Raw genomic sequence first — 18511 nt, forward strand, 5'->3', positions numbered from 1 at the left:
CCCGCAGATCAGATCAGTATTTTCTTTGAAGGTCCGGTCGGTCTTCTTGCATTTCCGGATGCATTTACCCCTTCTGAAACATCGCCTGCAGAGTCGTCTAAACGGAACCTGGATACTATAGACTGCATAGTTGCAGCAACCTCTGAAAGCTCTTCTGCAGACCTTGACAGCTCCTGCATGGAAGCTGTCTGTTCCTGCACAGAAGCGGAAGCTTCCTGGGCACCAGCTGCAGATTGCTCGGAAATGGCCGATACCTCTTCAACGGATGATGTGACTTCCTCTATGGAAGCGGACTGCTCTTCTGTAGCAGCGGCGATCTCCTGGACCATTCTCACGATCGTATCTCCGGCAGTCACAACCTCCCCGATGGCAACAACCGATCTCTCAAGGGAGGCTGCTCCCGTATCCACTTCATCTGTACCTTTCTTCATAGATGAGACCGCATTCTTTGTTCCGCTCTGCATCTGGTGGATCAGTTGTGCTATCTGCTTGGCTGCATTGCCCGAATCTTCAGCAAGGTTTCTCACCTCATCTGCAACTACAGCAAATCCACGTCCGTGCTCTCCTGCCCTTGCAGCCTCAATGGCCGCATTAAGGGCAAGCAGGTTGGTCTGGTCAGCAATACTTGTAATGAGACTGACTATCTCACCTATCTGTTTGGATTTTTCATCAAGCTCATTGATAACATCTGAAGATTCACCAACTGCAGACTTTATGCTTTCCATCTTTAACATGAGGTCCTGGGACATTTCACCAAGACCCTGTATCAGTTTGTTGGAATCCACTGCATTCTGGGCGGCCTTCTCAGAATTGGTTGCTACTTCCTGAACAGTTCTGCTCATATCGGTCATTGCCCTTGAGACCTCTTCTGCCTTCTCTGCCTGTGTCTGAGTACCTTTTGATATCTCCGTCACAGTACTTGTTATCTGTTCTGCTGAGGCTGAGAGCTCCTCACTTGAAGAGGACATCTCCTGTGCAGTGGCTGCAATGCTTTCAGCATTCTTACTGACAAGGGCAACCATTTCATTAAGTGATGATCTGCAATTCTCAACACCTTCTGTAAGTTGTATGAAATCCCCGACACCGTAGACGCTCACCCTTCTTGTAAGGTCGTTGGCTGAAATGGAGTTAAGCACTGCACATGAATCATTTATGATACTCTGAAGAGCGTCACCAAAGTTATCAAGAGTGTCACCAAGTTGTTTGAAGTCACCCCTGGCATCTATTGTCACTCTTGTGCTCAGGTCACCATCAGCATAGGCGGTGATTACCCTTGAAGCTTCGGTGAGAGGACCGATGACAGCGTCAAGTGTGTCATTGACACCATCAATTATCTTTTTGAAATCTCCTTTATGGCGGGATGCGTCTGCTCTTGTATCAAGCTTACCCGCAACAGCAGCATCTGATAACATATTTGCATCAATGATAAGAGCTTTGAGATTTGCACGTACTTCCTCAATTATTTCGTTGATAAAGGCCTTCTTACCAGGGAATTGTTCAAGTTCAGCTTCAAAGTTACCTTCTCCAAACTCCTTGACACATGCCATTGCCTTCTTCTTGACAGTTATATGGCCATTGACCATGTCATTGACACCTTTGGCCATGTTGGCATAAACACCCTGGAATTTGTCTTCTGCCATAATGACATCTATGTCTCCTGCATCATGCTCATTGCTCATCCTTGCCATTTCATCGACAAACCGATCCAATTCACCCATCAGCTGGTTCAGATTGTTCTTTATCTCGTTGAAATCCCCGTTATATTCATCGGTGATCTTCTCAGGGATATCACCTTTAGATATGCGATCAATGTATTCTGCAGCAACATTGAGCGGACCGATGACAGCGTCAAGTGTGTCATTGACCCCATCAATGATCTTTTTGAAATCACCTTTATGGCGGGATGCGTCTGCTCTAGTACCAAGCTTACCCGCAACAGCAGCATCTGATAACATATTTGCATCACTGATAAGAGCTTTGAGATTCCCACGTACTTCTTCAATGATCTCATTTATAAATGCCTTCTTACCAGGGAACTTTTCAATTTCAGCTTCAAAATTACCTTCTCCAAACTCCTTGACACATGCCATAGCCTTTTTCTTGACAGTTATATGGCCATTGACCATGTCATTGACACCTTTGGCCATGTTGGCATAAACACCCTGGAATTTGTCTTCTGCCATAATGACATCTATGTCTCCTGCATCATGCTCATTGCTCATCCTTGTCATTTCATCGACAAAACGATTCAATTCACCCATCAACTGGTTGAGATTGTTCTTTATCTCGTTGAAATCCCCGTTATATTCATCGGTGATCTTTTCCGGGATATCACCTTTAGAGATACGGTCAACATACTCAGCCGCAACGTTGAGCGGACCTATGACGGCGTCAAGTGTGGAGTTCACCCCTTCTATTATATTCCTGTAATTGCCTTCAAACCTGCTGGTATCAGCACGGGTATCCAGTCTGCCTTCAACGGCAGCCTCTGCAAGCTCACGAACACCGTTTGTAACTTCCATTTCCTTGCTAATGTCAAGTACGTATTCAAGAGCACCGATAATCTCGCCGTTCTTATTTCTCAACGGCGCACCTGAATATCTTATGGGCAGCTCTCCTGAGGGTAAGCTGGCAATAGTATCGTTTGTGCAAACTTCACCTGTTTGCATTGCCTTTGCCACCTGGCAGTCGGCAGTGTTACAATGGGTTGTATTGAACAGGTTGAAACATTTCTGACCTACGCACTTCTGCGGAGTGCTGCCAACTGCAGAAGCTCCGGCTGTATTCATGAACTGGATATTGAACTCTTTGTCAACGACCATGACAGGAGTGGGTATATTTTCAAGATAATCGGCCTTGGTACTTGCATCATCAATAGCCTTCTTTACTTCAGTCTTATCCATCACTATCTCAAGTGCACCAATGATATTGCCTCTCCTGTCTTTTATCGGAGCGCCTTCATATTCTATGAACAGGTCCTTTCCGCCAGGGTGAGCATCCGTCTCACTTGAGGCATGCTGCCCGGTCTTTATAGCTTTTGCACAGGCACAGTTCTCTGTCATACAGTCAGATGTCCTGAAATGATCATAACATTTCTGGCCGGCCAGTTGTTCCGGAGTCTTGCCAATGACAGAAGCTCCTGCTTTATTCATGTATGAGATGTTAAAGTCTGTGTCTATGATCATAACCGGAGCTGGTATCTGGTCAATGTGACCTACTAAAACATCGGTGAGCTGATTTATTCCGGATACCAGTTCAGCATAGTCCCCGTTAAATGCCTCAACATTACCCCTTGTGGAAAGTTTTCCTTCAACTGCCGCGTCAACAAGGGAATTGGTCTCATCCATTAATCTGTTGAGGGAATCTATACACTGGTTCAGGTTGTTCTTTATCTCGTTGAAATCACCCTTGTACTCATCGGTGATCTTCTCAGGAATGTCACCTTTGGAGATTCGATCTATATACTCTGCAGAAACGTTCAGCGGACCTATCACCGCATCAAGAAGATGGTTGATGCTTTCCATGGCTTTCCTGTCATTGCCGGTATAATCCTCGACCCTGGCACGTGTATCAAGCTTCCCTTCTATTGCAGCATCAACAAGTGTCATTATACCATTGACAAGTTCATTATTGGACTCTGATGCATATTCATCTGAAGTTCCTGATCGTTTTATAGAATCAACATAAGATCTTAATTGCTGATATTCTTCCAGTATCTGGTTAAGATTCTCGCTGACTTGCTTGTTCAAAGGATCATTATGCTCATTCATGCGGGCTTCAAGATCCCCTCTTCTTATATTGCTTATGACTTCTATTATCTCTTTCTGGATTTTGCTTTTGTTGCCGAACATATCCAAACCTCCCTTATGACGAACAGTTACAATTAAACACATATGCAATTGTTACTCACTCGTGATATGATAGAATATGATAAGTTTTGATATATATAAGTTATTATTAAAAAAATAAAGGTATAAAAAAATGGACAATTAGAGATTGAATCAGATATTATACATATGCGATAGATCTTATTATATCTGACATTCTGAATGTACGGTTCAATAATTGAACATTGATCTTGCAACCTATTTTACATCAGTTATTAATATGTATATATGTTGACATAAGTACTAAATCATTCATTTAGGTCTACAATTTAGACCTTCAATAACAATTACCTATATTGTACTTTCAATAATTAAAATTTTTAAAATGCTCAAATTGTATTCCATTTACATAAAAACACACCCATCATTATCATTTAAAAATACTAGAAAAAATCTATTTCATTTTGACCTGCGAAAAGCCACTATATGTTAAAATCTGATGTTTGGTAGGAATCGGATGGGTTAAATTCAGCATCATAATACATGTATTTGCATAACAACTTTAATAAAAGATATAGAAGCAACATTTGAACACATACACAACAAAAATATAAATACAATAAAATACAAAAATGCTAGAAATTAATCGGGTTCTTCTATATGCCATCCCGAAAGACGGGATATTAGCAAACAAAAATAACTGCATTTATCGAAGCATTCAATGAAGGACAAGAAAGATGTCTTCTAACGGTAAGGAGGATTTTCTGAATGAGCCGATGGAAGTGACAAAATTCAGATCAGCGGTGAATCGTCATTTCTATAATTGCTAAAAAAAGCATGAAGAAGTGAAAAGAACAGGAATGTAGACTAAACCTGAGAAAGAATAGATATGTACGATAAAGACGAACCGAACCTGAACAGTCCCCTCATGGGCTATGCACACCATCGCATTATTCTGGATGAAGAAGGAAAACCGTATGATTACGAATTTCTGGAAGTAAATGCGACTTTTGAGAAGCTCACGGGGCTTCAAAAAGAAAACCTGATCAATCGTACAGTCCGTCAGGCAATTCCAGGTATTGAAAAGACAGAGTTCGACTGGATTGGTTATTTCGGTCAAATTGCCCTGGAGGGAGGTGAAAAAGAGTTTGAGCAGTACAGTGAGCCTCTTGAAAAATTGTACCGTGTGCATGTCTATTCAACAGAGAAGATGACCTTCACCACCATGTTCATCGATATCACATCCAGCAAAAAACAGACCGAAGAACTGGAAGCCTTTTTTTCGGTCAATCTGGATCTTTTGTGCATTGCAGATATAGAAGGGAACTTTATAAAAACAAATAAGGCCTGGAGCCACATCCTGGGTTATTCCAGGGAAGAATTGAACGGAATGAAGTTCCTTGAATTTGTCCATCCCGACGATATTCAGCCAACCCTTGATGCCATGGCAAATCTTGGTAGGGGCGAGGATGTTCTCAATTTTACCAACCGTTACCGAAGTAAGAATGGTTCATACCGCTATATCGAATGGCGTTCCCATGCAAAAGGCAACCTGATATATTCCGCGGCTCGTGATATCACCCAAAGCAAGAGGGCGGAGAAGAGGCTACAGGAAAGTGAGGGATTCCTAAGAAATATCTTTGAAAGCATACTTGCTGGCTTTTGGGACTGGAATCTGGTAGATAATACCGAGTACCTCAGTCCGACCTTCAAAAGAATGTTCGGTTATGAGGATAATGAAATGGAGAACTCACCTGAAGCCTGGCAGAGGATCATCTTTCAGGAGGATCTGCCCGGTGTATTCGAGGTGTTTGCACAACACGTGAACAGCCATGGTAAGATACCTTTCTACAATGAAATTCGCTATCGCCATAAAGACGGTTCAACTGTCTGGGTAATATGTGCAGGACAGGTTATCGAATGGGCTGAAGACGGAACACCAATCCGCATGGCAGGGTACCATATAGACATCACCGAGCGCAAGCGTGTGGAGGAGCAGTTGCGTGAGAGCGAAATGCGAATTTTGGGCATATCTGAATCGGCACAAGATGCCATTGTCATGATGGACCCGTCTGGAAACATTACTTTCTGGAATCCATCCGCGGAACGTATCTTCGGATATTCTTCGGCCGAGGCACTGGGAATGAACCTCCACAAGCAGCTGGCACCCGTACGTTACCACAATGCGCACCAAAAGGCCTTCCAGCATTTCCGCACAACAGGCCAGGGCGACGCGGTAGGCCAAACTCTTGAACTTGAGGGTCTGCACAAGAATGGGCATAAAATATCGATCGAGCTTTCATTGTCCGCGTTAAAGCAGGATGATGGTTGGCATGCTATCGGCATCATAAGGGACATCACCGAGCGCAAGCAGGCGGAGGAGGAAAACGCCAAATCAGCATCCTTGCTCTCTGCTACGCTTGAATCTACTGCTGATGGTTTGCTAGTGATAAACAGTGAAGGCATCAGAACGCTTTACAACCGGCGATTTATTGAAATGTGGCATGTGCCGCAGGATATTCTGAAAGACAATGTTGATGAAAAGTTGCTTCAGTATGTTGTCGCTCAGATGGCAAATCCCGAAGAATTTCTGGCAAAAGTCCGGGAACTCTATGACACACCGGAAGCATCCAGTGTTGACCTGCTCAATCTTGCCGATGGCCGTGTGTTTGAGCGATACTCACAGCCGCAACGGCAGGATGAAAAGATAATCGGCAGGGTCTGGAGTTTTAGGGACATCACTGAACGGAAAAAAGCGGAAGAAGCATTAAATATCGCCAAAGAGCAGGCTGAGGCTGCCAGTAAGGCAAAGTCAGAGTTCCTCGCAAACATGAGTCACGAGATCCGCACTCCTATGAACGGTGTCATTGGCATGACAGGTCTGCTTTTGGACACAGACCTCAGCCAGGAACAGAAACAATATGCAGAAATCATACGCTCCAGTGGGGAATCGCTTTTGGGAATAATAAACGATATTCTTGATTTTTCCAAAATAGAAGCTAATAAGCTTGAACTGGAAATACTGGATTTTAACTTATCTGATGTATTGGAGGACTTCACTGCCACGCTTTCAGTAAGTGCTCAGGAGAAAGGACTGGAACTGCTCTGCTGTATTGATCCAGATGTACCGTTGATGTTAAGAGGTGATCAGGGGAGAGTTCGACAGATACTGATCAATCTGACAGGTAATGCTATAAAATTCACTCACCAGGGAGAAGTGTTCATTCATGTTTCATTGGCCGAAGAAGAAATACAAAATCATACTTCACATAATGAGACAAGCATAGAAAACGACATCATACTGCATTTCTCTGTATCTGACACCGGGATTGGAATTCCAAAAGAGAAAGTTGATTTGCTGTTCCGTGATTTCAGTCAGGTGGATGCTTCCACAACCCGCCAATATGGTGGTACAGGACTTGGTCTTGCAATATCAAAAAAGCTTGCAGAAATGATGGGAGGAGAAATTGGTGTAAAAAGCGAGGAAGGAAAAGGGTCTGAGTTCTGGTTTACTGTGAATTTGAAAAAACAGCCATATGAGGTTTCAGCAAACAAACCTTCGCATGTAAATTTGTGTGGAATAAGGGCACTGATAGTGGACGATAACACTACCAACCGTAAGATATTAAGCACCCACCTGACCTCCTGGTGCATGCGTCCATCGGAGGCCTCTAACGGTCCGGAAGCACTTCAGGTTTTGTACAAAGCTCTGGAAGAGGAAGAACCTTTCCAATTTGCAGTGCTAGATATGCAAATGCCTGGAATGGACGGGGAATCACTCGGAAAGGCAATAATGGCAGACTCGCGTTTGTCTGGAATATGTATGATAATGCTGACTTCGCTTGGAGATAAAAATGATGCAAAACATTTATTTGATATTGGTTTTTCGGCATATATTACAAAACCGGTTAGACAGCAGGAATTGAAAAATATTATTATGAATTGCATGGCAGATAGTACTTCCTTGAAGGATATATCTGAAAACTACAGATCTGCTCAAAACCCGGTTCAGCAAAATATCCAATTATTCAATGGAATTGGGGCGCGTATTCTTCTTGTAGAAGATAACATTACAAACCAGAAGGTAGCTCTTGGCATCCTGAGAAAGCTTGGCCTGCGTGCCGAAGCTGTGGCTGACGGAAAAGAAGCCGTAGAAGTACTGGAAAACATTCCATACGATCTTGTTCTCATGGATGTTCAGATGCCAGTGATGGATGGATATCAAGCCACTCAACTGATCCGCAACCCAGGATCTTCAGTACTTGATCATGAAATTCCCATCATAGCTTTGACAGCTCATTCCATGCAGGGAGATAGAGAAAAATGCCTGGAGTGGGGCATGAACGACTATATATCCAAACCCGTGTCTCCAAAATCTTTAGCCAAAATTATAGATAAATGGCTGCCTCTTACAAATTCAGGAAGAATATTAAAGAAATAATCATATCTTGCTTCAGACGCAGCATGGGATTACCTGCCGATCCCTCCCCGGATACCACCCTGACATTTGTCAATGATGCATACTGTCACACTTTTAGTATGCCTGCAGATGAACGAGCCCAAATATCATAGATATTCAATGATGAAGAAAGTGAGCTCTATCTTCAGGCATATCAAAAGAAAAGCTATATAGGACCTGTGAGCCTTTCATACAGATAGATGGATCATTAGCAAGAAAATATGGTGGAACCGGATTGGGTTTGGCTTTAGTTAAAAAACTTGTAGAACTTCATGGTGGACATATAAAAGTAGAAAGCGAGCCTGGAGACGGTAGCAAATTTACGTTTGCAATACCTATAAGACCAGACCCTTCAATGTTGTAAGATCATTGATCTTATCAAACAATACATTTTATATCTTCTGGTTTTTGTTTGATACGTGCATTATCCTTCGATTCAGGATTCCGATCTTTTCCACCCCTTCTTTTATATTTATTTGTGTTTTATAGTTAGTATCATTCGTTTGCAGGCCAGAAAGCAGATCATCGGAAAGATCAAGTACAGATTGCAATGTTTGGTCTATTTGCTGGCATATTTTATCAATTTGCTCAAAAGCATTTCTGCTATTTTCAAATCCGGGTTTTTCCTCTTGTAATGTACGTAACTTCAAACCTGTATTGACCCGTCGCGTAGCATTTGATTGCCTTATGGGAAGCGGAGCTTGTAGTTCAAGTATCCTCATTCCTGTATTGATCCGGGCGTATAGCTCATTATTATCGTACGGTTTAGACATAAAGTCATCAGCCCCTGCCATCAGTCCTTCTTCAATATCCTGGGGATTACTTTTTGAGGTCAACAGAATGATATAATAGGCTTCTTTTGATTGATTAGAACGCAATTTCCTGCAAAGTTCCAAACCGTTCATACCAGGCATCATCCAGTCCAGTATCAAAAACTTTGGAGCATCTTTTTTTTGCATGATATCCCATGCTTCATTCCCGTCCGCTGCTGTAACAGCTTCATGTCCCCACTTACTTAGACTTGCATACAGCATAGTGCGTGTGGTAAGACCATCGTCTGCAATCAGTATCTTCATTTTAAACCTCTTTTAAGTGATCGGCTAGAATTAAAAACTGTTTTTCCATCTCTGGTATAATAGTTGTTATTTTATCATGTTCGGATTTTATGGCAGCTTCTTCCAGATCTGATGCAAGGCTGTTCAGGACCATGCCTCCAATGCTAGCTGAGGCGCCTTTGATTTTGTGCGCATGAGAACTTAAATTGAGATAATCCCTTTCCTCCACATATACCCTGAGTTGATCTAGATAGTCATTCACTTCTTTGAGAAAAATGGCTATCAATTCTCTGGCAAGCTCGATGTCCTCCATTGTTCGCTCAAAAAGAGCTGCTTTATCAAATACCAACGTTTTTACCGGTATTTCTTCCATCTCTGGCTCTAACTCAGCTTTATGTGCCTTACCTGTGATGATAGTATTCCATTTATATAGCAAATCTCCAAAAGCCTTTAAAGAAACAGGTTTGGAAATATAATCATCCATGCCCGAGTCCAGAAAACGCTCCCTGTCACCTTTCATAGCATGTGCTGTCATAGCTATAATAGGAACATTCCTGTTGATAACCTTTGAATTATGATTACGGATAAGCCTGGTAGCTTCAACACCATCCATTTCAGGCATCTGCACATCCATAAGAACCAGGTCATAGTCAATCATTTCAAGAGCTTTCACTGCTTCTTTACCATTAGCTACAGTATCTGCATGAAAACCCAGTTTTGATAAAATACTCTGTGCTACTTTCTGGTTGACTATGTTATCCTCAGCAAGAAGTATTCTTATATTCGGGCATATATTAATACTTTCATAATTACTGCCATTAGCAATTGATTTTTGTTTATGGGATATTGTATCCCTTTCTGAAAAGATCGTTGACAATTTATAAAAAAGCTCTTTTTGATTTACTGGTTTGTTAAGATATGCTGAAATATATTCATTTTCCACCTGTTCTGAAGTTTCCCAGTGACCCATGGAAGTCAACAATACCAGAAAAGTATCTTTGAGCCTATCATCAGATTTTATTACCCTTGCAAGGGTTAAACCATCCATTGAAGGCATCAACATATCGATAATTACCATATTGAAAGGTTCTTTTAATTCATGTGCCATATAAAGGGCTTTCAAGGCCATAGGGCCGTCAACTGCCTCCTGTACTATAGCCCCCCATGAAGAAAGCTGGATGGAAAGTATCTCACGATTTGTGGCGTTATCATCTACCACCAATAAGCGTATTTTTTCAAGGAGACGCCGATCATTTACGTCATATTTCATTCCTGTATGCTTGTTAAAGGGTATCTTGAACCAGAATTCAGAACCTTCTCCCTCTTTACTTTTAACTCCAATTTCTCCCCCCATCATTTCAACAAGATGTTTAGAGATGGCAAGACCAAGACCCGTGCCCCCATACCGTCGTGTCGTAGAAGAATCTACCTGAGTGAACTTATTAAATAGAGCTGCCAATTTATCATCGGGGATGCCAATGCCGGTATCTCTTATAGAAAAATGAATCAAGACCTCAGTATCTGTTTCCCGGTCCATTGTTATACGAACGACCACTTCTCCCTGATCTGTGAACTTAATCGCATTATTTGTTAGATTGATTAAAATCTGCTGCAAACGTCCGGGATCTCCCACTATATAAGAGGGAATATCTGGTTCTGCTGCACAAATGAATTCCAGGCCTTTTTCCTGAGCTCCATGTGAAACAATTGTGGTCAAGTTTTCCAGCACATCGTGCAGATCAAAATTCAATATTTCCAGTTCCAGCTTACCTGCCTCCATTTTTGAGAAGTCAAGAATCTCATTGATTATTCTAAGCAGTGATTCACCACTGGATTGTACAGTTTTTACATAGTGCCGTTGCTCATCATCCAGTTTAGTATCCAGAAGAAGACCTGTCATACCTATTATTCCATTCATAGGCGTGCGGATCTCATGACTCATGTTGGCAAGGAACTCTCCCTTGGCCCTGCTAGCTATTTCAGCACGTGTTGCCATTTCACTGGAAAGTTTTGTTTTTTCTTTAAGCTTGTAGTTCTTTAACTTCAAATCATTTTCTGCTTGCTTTATGGAAGTGGTATCATGGCAGAAACCCATGAACCTGGAATCCGATATTTTTATTGCAGAAAACATCCACCACCTCTCCTGGCCGTTTTTATGCCTAAAGGTCAGTTCAACCTCTCCTCTCCCTTTTTCTAATAGTTGCCGGAAGTTCTCCTTGCCTGCTTCAAGAGAAGCGGGTGTAAGAAGGTCTGAGATACTCATAGAGCATAATTCATTTTCGGAGTAACCAGTTAGCTGGCAAGCAGCAGGATTTACCTCGATATAGCGACCTTTTTCATCAGTAATGAACACACCATAAGGTGCATTTTCAACATAAGCCCGCATTTTCTGTTCACTTTTGATCAAGTTTTCTTCTGCCAATTTTTTTGCGGTAATGTCGAGCATAACGGTCAGTAAATACTGCTGACCCTGGTTGTTTATGATATCTCCTGAGAAAAGGCCGTGGAGAATAGTTCCGTCCTTGCGGCGAACCTTCAGCTCAGAATTAGCAATGCTCCTCTCTTCAACTAGTTTCTTTGATAGATGTTTTTGCTCTTCTGTGTCAATGAACAGATCAAGTTCTTCGATGGTTTGCCCGATTATCTCATCTCGTGAATAACCTAGTGTTTCAAGAAACGCCTCGTTCACATCAAAAAACTTCCTGTCGGATGTGGTTGAGATTGCCATTAAGGCAGGATTTTTATTGAACAAACATTCAAAACGTTGTTGCGCCTCTTGTTCCCCGCTCAGATCCTTGCTGACACCGAAAATACAATCTTGTCCGTTCCATTGGCCAAACCATACCCGTGTCTCCACTGGCAAAAAATCACCTTTTTTCGTTATAAGTGACAAAGGGCAAGTTTTACGTTTCCCACGAAACATAGCATCAAAGATATCTTCGGCTTCTTGGCGTAATTCAGGCGGATGCAGATCCAGCACATGCATTTCCTGAAGCTCAGCTAACTCATAACCCAGCTTTCTTTTGAGGGCATTATTTGCGAAAAATATCTGTCCATCTGGCGTAGCTACAACAATAATATCATCTATTGTCTCAAAGAACGTCCGGAAATTTGTCTCGCTTTCTTTCAATTGTGCTTCAATACGTTTCTGAGCAGTGATATCTGTGGCAATACCACATAATGCTACAGGCTTTTCGTTTAGATCATAAACTAACTGTATTTTACAGTCCATTATATATTCGCGCCCATCTTTCAGGTAGTTGAAAACTTCACCTCTCCATGTCCCTTCCTGAAGAGTACGCTCAATTATTTCTTGTTGTGTGGGGCCACGTTGTGCATCTTCTCCGTAAATATGAATTGTTTTTCCAATGATTTCTTCAATCGAAAATCCAGTAGCATCTAACTGTACTTTGTTCACATAATTAATCGTGCCATTAAGATCTGTTATTGTTACATGATCCTGGATCTGGTCCAGAACAAGAGACTTTAAATGCAGCTCTTCCTGTGTACTTTTAAGTTTGGTGATATCAATTGTTGTTGCAAGGACCCTCTCTATTCCATTGATGGTCACCGGGCTCAGATTAATATGCTCCCAGAAAAGTTCTCCTGTTGCTTTGCGGTTGAGCCATTCAAACTGTTTTACACCTTCATGTGAGGCTTTATGGATCCATTCCAGTGCATCGTCAAAAGAAAAAGGCGGGTCAAGCCAGAACTCGTTCTTTTTTAACTCTTCAACTGAAGAAAATCCATACATGTTGCATGCAGCAGGATTTGCATCGATTATCTCACCACTGTCTTTGTCATGTATAATGATAGACATAGGTGAATCCAAAAACATGGATTTGAATTGTTCTTCACTCTCCCTAAGGGATTCTTCTGCAACTTTGCGCTCAGTAATATCCCTTACTGCTGCAACACGAACTTGATGACCTTCGTGCACGAGATTATATGCTTCGATTTCTAGTGGTACTATGGTACTATCTTTCCTGACTCCACGTATTTCATATGGCCCTGCGATATCTTTAACCATGTTCTTTCGGACAAGATCAATATCATCAGGATGAACAGCAAGTGATAGAACGTTCTTTCCCAAAAATTCATCTCTTTTGTATCCAGTTATGCGCAAAAGTGCCTCATTTACTTCAAGAGCAACACCATTTTCATGGATAATTATACCTTCAAAAGTCACATCTGAAAGCAAACGACATTTATCCTGACTCTTGATCAATTCCTCTTCTGTATTTTTACTTTCAGTAACATCCATGAAAATTGTGACAAATGTTTCTTTATCCAACTTATATGCGTTGATTGCATAGAAACGCTTTAACGGTTTTAAATATTCCTCAAAACTTACAGGGGTGCCGGTAAGTACAGCTTTGCCATATTTTTCAACAAAAGATGTGTTCTCAATACCCGGAAGAACTTCAGTAACACGCCTTCCCAGAACTTCGTTTTTTTTAAGGCCAGTGTGTTTTTCAAATGCTTTGTTCACATCAAGGAAAACATAATCTACAGGTTTATCATATTCGTCAAGGATGATCTTGTGTATAGCCACTCCGTTTATCGAATTCTCAAAAAGACTATAGAACATGTCTTCACTTTTGCCACTATCATAATAGTGCTTTTTCATCTATTGTCACCTGATGGATTCTGGGCATTTTCATGAATGTAAACAAAACAAACATACAATCTAGCAGATTTTTATAATCTATACATATATATAGATGTTAGCAATTGTTACTATTTTTATAAATTTGTTTCGCTCTCTGTTTCGCAAATAATCAGACATACTGCATGAATATTTTATTGAATCTCCACAGGATTGTGTGGGTGAATTTGTATGGGATTATATTAAAAATCATTTCAGATTTACTTATCATATCTACGACAGGGTTTCATCTGATGTCATATGATATGGATTTCAAATTTAAACTTCCATTTACAACAAGAAGATCATTCATTTGTCACTAGATTGATCAGATATTCTTGTTAAAATTATTCACACGATGTTGAAGAGAAACAAAAAATAAGAAAATATTCCTGCAAATAGCATCCATATATTTAATAATATTATATTTAATATGTCTTGAAAATATGCGAAAATTTTTATAATCAAAAATCGTTATTATTCTTTGGTGCGGGGTATAATCAAAAATAAACTTAACTTAACTTAACTTAATTTAACTTAATTTAACTTATGATTTGCTAATCTATTAATTATACCCTATCTTCAAGAATAAGAGTGGAGTTTAATAGTTTAATGAATGAAAAGAAACTTTCAAATGTCTTGACTACTGCATTTGGAATCCCTGTCGCTGATGATCAGAATAGCCTGAAAGCCGACACCGGGTTTTACACTCAAAAAATGGTGCGACATTTTTCTGGCATCCTTCAAGTCCCCATTGTCATCAAAATCAATCGTTAAAATTTAAACAATGAAAGGAGAAAACATCATGAATAAAGACAGCAAGAACCCTTTAATGGGATCAACTGCCCACGGTGGCACGTCAAACCGTGACTGGTGGCCGAATCAATTGAATCTTAACATTCTGCACCAGCATTCTTCCAAGTCCAATCCGATGGGTGAAGAGTTCAATTACGCTGAAGAGTTCAAGAAACTCGATCTGCAGGCCGTGAAGAAAGACCTCTATGAACTGATGACCGACTCCCGGGACTGGTGGCCAGCGGATTATGGTCACTACGGAGGACTCTTAATCCGGATGGCGTGGCACAGCGCAGGCACCTACCGTATGGGCGACGGCCGCGGCGGAGGAGGTTCCGGGAACCAGCGCTTTGCGCCCCTAAACAGCTGGCCGGATAACGTGAACCTGGACAAGGCCCGCCGGCTGCTCTGGCCGATCAAGCAAAAATACGGCAGAAAGATCTCCTGGGCCGACCTCATGATCCTGGCCGGTAACTGTGCTTTAGAATCAATGGGATTCAAGACCTTCGGTTTTGGCGGCGGGCGTGAGGACATATGGGAGCCTGAAGAAGATGTCTACTGGGGTTCAGAAGAAGAATGGCTGGCTACGAGTGACAAACCTCATAGTCGTTACTCTGGCGACAGGGATCTCGAAAACCCCCTGGCGGCAGTGCAGATGGGCCTGATCTACGTGAATCCGGAAGGTCCGGACGGCAATCCTGATCCGCTCGCCTCCGGCAAGGATGTTCGGGAAACCTTTGCACGCATGGCCATGAACGATGAAGAGACCGTCGCGCTTGTCGCAGGCGGACACACTTTCGGCAAATGCCATGGTGCGGGCGATGCAGCGCTGGTCGGTCCGGAACCTGAAGCTGCACCCATTGAGGAACAGGGCCTTGGCTGGAAGAGCAGCCACGGCAGTGGCAAAGCCGGCGATACGATATCAAGCGGCATTGAGGGAGCATGGAAGCCAAACCCCACCCGATGGGACATGGGTTATCTGAAGGTCCTGTTCAAATATGACTATGAATTGGTCAAAAGTCCTGCCGGCGCGAAACAGTGGCTGGCAAAGGACGTTGAAGAAGAGGACATGATCATCGATGCCCACGATCCGTCCAAAAAGCACCGACCCATGATGACCACTGCGGACCTTTCATTAAAGTTCGATCCGATCTACGGGCCAATTGCACGACACTATCTGGAAAATCCCGATAAATTCGCAGATGCCTTCGCACGCGCATGGTTCAAGCTGACACACCGAGACATGGGGCCACGCTCGCGCTATCTGGGCCCGGAGGTCCCGGAAGAGGAACTTATCTGGCAGGACCCGGTTCCTGAAGTTGATCATGATCTGATAGACGCACAGGATATCGCAGACCTTAAAAGCAAGATCCTTGCCTCGCAACTGTCTGTCTCCCAACTTGTCTCGACAGCCTGGGCATCGGCATCCACGTTCCGCGGCTCCGACAAGCGCGGAGGGGCGAACGGGGCACGCATTCGTCTTGCGCCGCAAAAAGATTGGGAAGTCAACCAGCCTGAACAACTTGCCAGTGTGCTTGAGACCCTTGAGGGAATCCAAAAGGAGTTTAACAGCGCTCAGTCAGGCGGGAAGAAGGTTTCACTTGCCGACCTGATCGTCCTGGGTGGATGCGCAGGTGTCGAACAAGCGGCAAAGAATGCCGGCCACGATGTGACCGTTCCATTCACTCCGGGACGCACGGATGCATCAGATGAGCAAACCGACGTTGTGGCATTCAGTGTACTCGAGCCGAAAGCAGACGGATTCCGCAACTACCAGAAAGCCAAATACGCTGTCTCGGCAGAGGAACTGCTGGTGGACAGGGCGCAATTGCTGACACTGACCGCTCCTGAGATGACGGTCCTCATAGGCGGTATGCGCGTCCTGGATACCAACTTTGCACAGTCCCAACATGGTGTTTTCACCAAGCGGCCGGAGACGCTCACCAATGACTTTTTCGTGAATCTGCTTGACATGAGCACTGTGTGGGAGGCAAAACCGGAAGACAAAGACGTGTTCGAGGGTCGCGATCGCGCAACAGGCGAACTCAAGTGGACCGGTACCCGTGTAGACCTGGTCTTCGGTTCGAACTCCCAGCTGCGGGCCCTGGCGGAAGTCTACGGGTGTGAGGACTCCCTGGAGAAGTTTTTGAACGACTTTGTAGCGGTGTGGAACAAGGTAATGAACCTTGACCGCTTCGATATCGCCTGATCGTAACATCGACATCTTAAGAGCCTCCAAAGCATATTTTGGACGTTCAAAAGGGGCTATTAATAACATATGAACACAGCGTTTCAGCATAGTCTGAAACGCTACCTTTTCTTTAGCTTCTTGCAGTCTGCGGTAAATTTCGATGAATCAAGCGTAGTAGTTGACGGCGCTCATATAAGACAATCAGATGGCTGCATTTACTGTATTGACTGTGGATGGACTAGGTGTGATTCAACTCACACCTTTATTTAAATTGCCAAACTAATCGCAGGCATTTCCTCAAACATCACCCATGGTGTCTGTTTCTTAAAAACAACAGAAACTTTTTTGTACTCTGAAAATTATGAGATACTAAACCTTATCCCTTTTAATTCCAGGATTCTGCAATCGCTGAAACCATCATCCCGGAAATAAAACCATGAACAGAATTCTCATAAACTTTGCCCATCCGGCAAGAACACGTTCCAAGATCAATAGTGCTCTTCTTGATGCTGTTGAAGATATTGAAAATGTAACCATCAATGATCTCTATGCAAAATATCCTGATTTTCTGATATGTCAAAAGAGAGCAAAGTCTCTGTCAAGATCATGATGTCATTATTTTCCAGCACCCATTATATTGGTACTCAACCCCTTCTATAATAAAGGAATGGCTTGATCTGAACCTAGACATGGAAGAGATCGACAAATTCTGGACCGCCTGAAATCCGGAAACATAAGTTCATGGAGGAAAACCCCAGGATGTTCCCTGCAAAAACTAGAAATCTGATGCATACAGAGCATATATAATAGAGGTGTTCCAGTGGATAAAGAGGTCAAGCCTTCAATAAAGGTATCAAAGAACGGTCCCTACATTGCTAAAAATGTAAAAACGCTCAGGAATTCAAAGGGTGTTTTCATCGACACAAAACCTGTTATAACACTTTGCAGATGCGGAGGCTCGTCTAAGATGCCATTTTGTGACGGAACACATGCAAAGAACGGTTTTTCCGGGGAAAATGAAAAAGGACAAGTTGCCGGTAGAGTTGAGACTTACGTAGGGAAAGATATCACCATCCACCGCAACAAGGATATATGTTGCCATGTAGGCCACTGTGTTCGCAATCTACCTTCTGTTTTCAAAAAGGGTCAAGATCCCTGGGCAGATCCTGATGCCGTAGATCCGGAAGAGATAGCACAACTCATCAGGACATGTCCCTCTGGCGCATTGAGCTACACTATCAACGGAGAATTGCATAAGGATTATTCACGTGAATCTGAGATATTTGTTCTGAAGGACGGACCTTACAATGTAACAGGAATAAGACTTGATGACCCCGATGGTTCAGAACCAGACACCCATGACCATTATTCTCTTTGCAGATGTGGAGCCTCCCGAAACAAACCATTCTGTGACGGCACTCACCGCGATATTGAATTCAAAGATGAGAAGAATTGAATTAACTTTATCTCGATGGAATCGTTGCATGACCATGTGTTCATTGAAAATGGTGTTCCTGAGGAATATGGAATGCTGTC

General features: G+C 42.7%; 9 protein-coding genes. 6 read left to right on the forward strand and 3 right to left on the reverse strand.

Translation table 11 applies throughout. The features are described from left to right. Nucleotides 1-8: 8 nt before the first annotated feature. On the reverse strand, nucleotides 9-3851 hold the full coding sequence (locus V7O64_RS04790) for a methyl-accepting chemotaxis protein (protein WP_407356885.1): 3843 nt from the start codon (nucleotides 3849-3851) through the stop codon (nucleotides 9-11). 865 nt (nucleotides 3852-4716) lie between these two features. Between V7O64_RS04790 and V7O64_RS04795 the strand changes: the two genes are divergently transcribed. Together V7O64_RS04795 and V7O64_RS04800 are read left to right on the forward strand one after the other, a co-directional pair. Beyond that, the gene (locus V7O64_RS04795; protein WP_407356886.1) at nucleotides 4717-8268 is read left to right on the forward strand and encodes a PAS domain S-box protein; all 3552 of its coding nucleotides are present in this window, start codon (nucleotides 4717-4719) and stop codon (nucleotides 8266-8268) included. Between the two features lie 169 nt (nucleotides 8269-8437). Next, nucleotides 8438-8650 carry an ATP-binding protein gene (locus V7O64_RS04800; RefSeq protein WP_407357262.1) on the forward strand — a complete coding sequence of 71 codons (213 nt, stop codon included), beginning with the start codon at nucleotides 8438-8440 and terminating at the stop codon, nucleotides 8648-8650. 28 nt (nucleotides 8651-8678) lie between these two features. Here V7O64_RS04800 and V7O64_RS04805 read toward each other — a convergent pair whose 3' ends face one another. Both V7O64_RS04805 and V7O64_RS04810 read right to left on the reverse strand, forming a co-directional pair. Continuing rightward, the gene (locus tag V7O64_RS04805) at nucleotides 8679-9362 is read right to left on the reverse strand and encodes a PleD family two-component system response regulator (protein WP_407356887.1); all 684 of its coding nucleotides are present in this window, start codon (nucleotides 9360-9362) and stop codon (nucleotides 8679-8681) included. Between the two features lies 1 nt (nucleotide 9363). Then, a complete protein-coding gene (locus tag V7O64_RS04810; protein WP_407356888.1) occupies nucleotides 9364-13971 on the reverse strand; it encodes a PAS domain S-box protein in 4608 nt (1535 codons plus the stop codon). An 805-nt stretch (nucleotides 13972-14776) separates the two neighbouring features. Between V7O64_RS04810 and katG the strand changes: the two genes are divergently transcribed. The 4 genes from katG to V7O64_RS04830 all read left to right on the forward strand — a co-directional run bounded on the left by katG (nucleotide 14777) and on the right by V7O64_RS04830 (nucleotide 18431). Continuing rightward, entirely contained in the window at nucleotides 14777-16993 is a 2217-nt protein-coding gene (gene katG / locus V7O64_RS04815; protein WP_407356889.1) for a catalase/peroxidase HPI, read from the forward strand. A 418-nt stretch (nucleotides 16994-17411) separates the two neighbouring features. Beyond that, nucleotides 17412-17585 (forward strand): hypothetical protein, encoded by a 174-nt coding sequence (locus V7O64_RS04820; protein ID WP_407356890.1) that lies wholly within the window; start codon nucleotides 17412-17414, stop codon nucleotides 17583-17585. Nucleotides 17586-17592: 7 nt separating this feature from the next. After that, a complete protein-coding gene (locus V7O64_RS04825) occupies nucleotides 17593-17697 on the forward strand; it encodes an NAD(P)H-dependent oxidoreductase (RefSeq protein WP_407357263.1) in 105 nt (34 codons plus the stop codon). A gap of 98 nt (nucleotides 17698-17795) precedes the next feature. Continuing rightward, nucleotides 17796-18431 carry a CDGSH iron-sulfur domain-containing protein gene (locus V7O64_RS04830; protein ID WP_407356891.1) on the forward strand — a complete coding sequence of 212 codons (636 nt, stop codon included), beginning with the start codon at nucleotides 17796-17798 and terminating at the stop codon, nucleotides 18429-18431. Nucleotides 18432-18511 lie beyond the last annotated feature (80 nt).

It is taken from the genome of Methanolobus sp. WCC5 (assembly GCF_045690325.1).
Lineage (GTDB): Archaea > Halobacteriota > Methanosarcinia > Methanosarcinales > Methanosarcinaceae > Methanolobus.